At 70.9% G+C, this 2,816-nt stretch carries 3 protein-coding genes; 2 read left to right on the plus strand and 1 reads right to left on the minus strand.

What is annotated here, in order from left to right:
• The first annotated feature begins 123 nt into the window (after positions 1 to 123).
• Positions 124 to 1,491 (plus strand): glutamate-1-semialdehyde 2,1-aminomutase, encoded by a 1,368-nt coding sequence (gene hemL / locus ACTHL9_RS00885; RefSeq protein ID WP_440516740.1) that lies wholly within the window; start codon positions 124 to 126, stop codon positions 1,489 to 1,491.
• Positions 1,492 to 1,497: 6 nt separating this feature from the next.
• Here the strand turns inward: hemL and ACTHL9_RS00890 are convergent, their stop codons facing one another.
• Complete coding sequence (locus ACTHL9_RS00890) at positions 1,498 to 2,145, minus strand: LysE family translocator (RefSeq protein WP_440516741.1); 648 nt, start codon at positions 2,143 to 2,145, stop codon at positions 1,498 to 1,500.
• Positions 2,146 to 2,225: 80 nt separating this feature from the next.
• Here ACTHL9_RS00890 and ACTHL9_RS00895 point away from each other — a divergent pair, with 80 nt between their 5' ends.
• Positions 2,226 to 2,681 carry an Lrp/AsnC family transcriptional regulator gene (locus tag ACTHL9_RS00895; protein ID WP_440516742.1) on the plus strand — a complete coding sequence of 152 codons (456 nt, stop codon included), beginning with the start codon at positions 2,226 to 2,228 and terminating at the stop codon, positions 2,679 to 2,681.
• Positions 2,682 to 2,816 lie beyond the last annotated feature (135 nt).

The following is a 2,816-nucleotide window of genomic DNA, read 5'->3' on the forward strand; positions in this document are numbered from 1 at the left end:
CGGCCTGGGGACTGTGTCGCCCAGCAACACGCCTCGGGCCGAACCGGTTGGGAAGTCTCAAGTGGACGGGAATGCAGCGGACACGGCGCGGGACGAGCGGGAGCCATGGGGGAGAATGGACCCATGACCGCCTCCGAGGACCTCTACAGCCGTGCCCGATCGCTCATGCCCGGAGGGGTGAACTCTCCCGTCCGTGCCTTCGGGTCCGTGGGCGGCACACCCCGCTTCATCGTCTCGGCCGAGGGCGCCTACGTCACGGACGCCGACGGGCGCGACTACGCCGACCTCGTGTGCTCTTGGGGCCCGGCGCTCCTTGGCCACGCGGTGCCGGAGGTCCTCGACGCCGTCCATGCCGCCGTCGACCGAGGGCTGTCCTTCGGCGCCTCGACGCCGGATGAGGCGGCCCTGGCGCAGCTCGTGGTGGGCCGCGTGCCCGCTGTGGAGCGGCTTCGGATGGTGTCCACCGGCACCGAGGCCACCATGACGGCGATCCGACTGGCCCGCGGCTTCACGGGCCGTGATCTCGTGGTGAAGTTCGCGGGCTGCTACCACGGGCACGTGGACGGCCTGCTCGCCTCTGCCGGCTCCGGCGTGGCCACTCTTGCGCTTCCCGGTTCCGCGGGGGTCACGGCCGCGACCGCGGCCGAGACCCTGGTGCTGCCATACAACGACCTCGACGCTGTGGAAGCCGCCTTCGCCGAGCACGGAGGCCGGATTGCCGCCGTCATCACCGAGGCGGCGCCGGCGAACATGGGCGTGGTGACGCCGGACGAGGGCTTCAACGCCGGGCTTCGCCGCATCACTGCTGAGCACGGAGCACTGTTCATCATGGACGAGGTGCTCACGGGCTTCCGCGTGGGACCGGCCGGCTACTGGGGGCTGACCGGCCAGGGCGAGGGCTGGGCGCCCGATCTCTTCACGTTCGGCAAGGTGATCGGCGGAGGGATGCCGGTGGCTGCCCTCGGCGGCCGTGCCGACATCATGGACTTCCTTGCTCCGCTCGGGCCGGTCTACCAGGCGGGCACGCTCTCGGGCAACCCCGTGGCGATGGCCGCTGGCGTCGCTACTCTCTCCCTCGCAACGGACGAGGTCTACGCCCGCATTGACGCGCGCTCCCAGGAGCTCTCCGCCGCCCTCTCAGACGCGCTCTCCGCCGAGGGCGTGGATCACTCGATCCAGCGCGCGGGGAACCTCTTCTCCGTGGCCTTCGGCACCTCTGAGCGCGGCGTGCACAACTACGCCGACGCCCAGGCGCAGGAGACGTTCCGGTACGGGCCCTTCTTCCACTCGATGCTTGACTCCGGGGTCTATCTGCCGCCGAGCGTGTTCGAGGCGTGGTTCCTGTCGGCAGCCCATGACGGCGACGCGATGCAGCGCATCTACGACGCCCTGCCTGCCGCAGCGCGAGCCGCAGCGGCCGCGACGCCGGGTGACGCCGTCGTCCATGGCGACTCGCCCGCCGAATCGGACCCGTCGCTCACGGCGAACTGAGCGGCCCTATACTGCCTTGATGATCGCCGGCAGCTGCTCGGCGAGCAGGGCGACGCCGATGCCCAGCATGATCACGCCGCTCGCGAGCGTCACGAGCTGGGCTCGGCGTGGCGCCGAGCGGAGCAGACGGCGTGCCGCGATGGCTACGAGGCCATACACGACGACGGTGATCGCCACATGCGTGAGTCCCATCGCCGCAGTCTGGAGGGGAACCGGGACCGATGAGCTGGCGCGCACGAACTGCGGCATAACGGCGAGGAAGAGCAGCAGGCCCTTCGGGTTGATGCCGCTCGTTCCCGCGCCCCGCAGGAAGTCGGCGACAGCCCCGCCGCGCGCTCCTGCAATCGGGGCGTCCGCCGCGCGGTAGCCCGCTCCGCGCCAACTGCGCGCCGTGGTGGCACCCAGCCAGAGCAGATACAGCGCCCCGGCGACCGAGAGCCAGGCGACGATGTCCGCGCGGGCGGCGAGGAGGACTCCGAGGCCGGTGGCGACCAGCGCCGTGAGGGCCACGTACCCCGTGCACAGGCCGGCGACCGAGGGCGCAGCGGAGCGCTCCCGGAGCCCCGCCGAGATCGTGTAGGCCCAATCTGCGCCGGGGGTAAGGGCGAGCGTGAGGGAGACGGCGGCGAATCCCAGGAGGGGCGTGAAGTCCATGCGGCAAGAGTAGGAAAATCGCCGCGAAAAGTGCTCACCTCTTCTCGCCGCCGGTCGAGCATTTGGGATAGATTCTCTCCGTGATCGACAAATTGGATCGAACTATCTTGCGCATTCTCCAAGCGGACGGAAGGATCACCGCGACGGCGCTTGCCTCGGAGGTGGGTCTGACCCTCGCTCCATGTCATCGCAGGCTGAAGGACCTCGAGGCCGACGGCGTTATCCGCGGGTACCGCGCCGAGGTCGATCCCGCCAAAGTGGGCCTGGGCTTCGGGACCATGGTGTTCGCGACATTGCGCGAGACGTCCAGGGAGGCGATCAAGGCCTTTGAGGAGGCGGTGGTCGACGAGCCGCAGGTCGTCGAGGCGTATCGCCTGTTCGGCGACCCGGACTATCTGCTCAAGTGCGTCGCCGAGGACCTGCCCGGCTACCAGCGGCTCTACGACGAGCGGCTCGCGGCGCTCCCGGGCCTGGCAAAGCTCACCTCGACCATCGTGATGCGCGACTTGAAGGGAGTCGGCGGGCTGCCGCTGTGAGGCGCCTGCTGGGCGCGACGGAAAGGGCGCCGGGGGCCCCCCCCCCGGGGGCCCCCGCCCCCCCGGGGGTGGGGGGGCCCCCCACCCCCCCCGCCCGTCACCCCGGCCCGGCGGCGGGGGGGGGGGGGGGGCAAA

It is taken from the genome of Sinomonas sp. (assembly GCF_051955515.1).
In the GTDB taxonomy this organism is placed as follows: domain Bacteria; phylum Actinomycetota; class Actinomycetes; order Actinomycetales; family Micrococcaceae; genus Sinomonas.

What these genes read in the sequence shown, in the direction of transcription:
- hemL (WP_440516740.1), top strand. Translation starts at nt 124, where the DNA reads ATGACCGCCTCCGAGGACCTCTACAGCCGTGCCCGATCGCTCATGCCC.
- ACTHL9_RS00890 (WP_440516741.1), bottom strand. Translation starts at nt 2,145, where the DNA reads ATGGACTTCACGCCCCTCCTGGGATTCGCCGCCGTCTCCCTCACGCTC.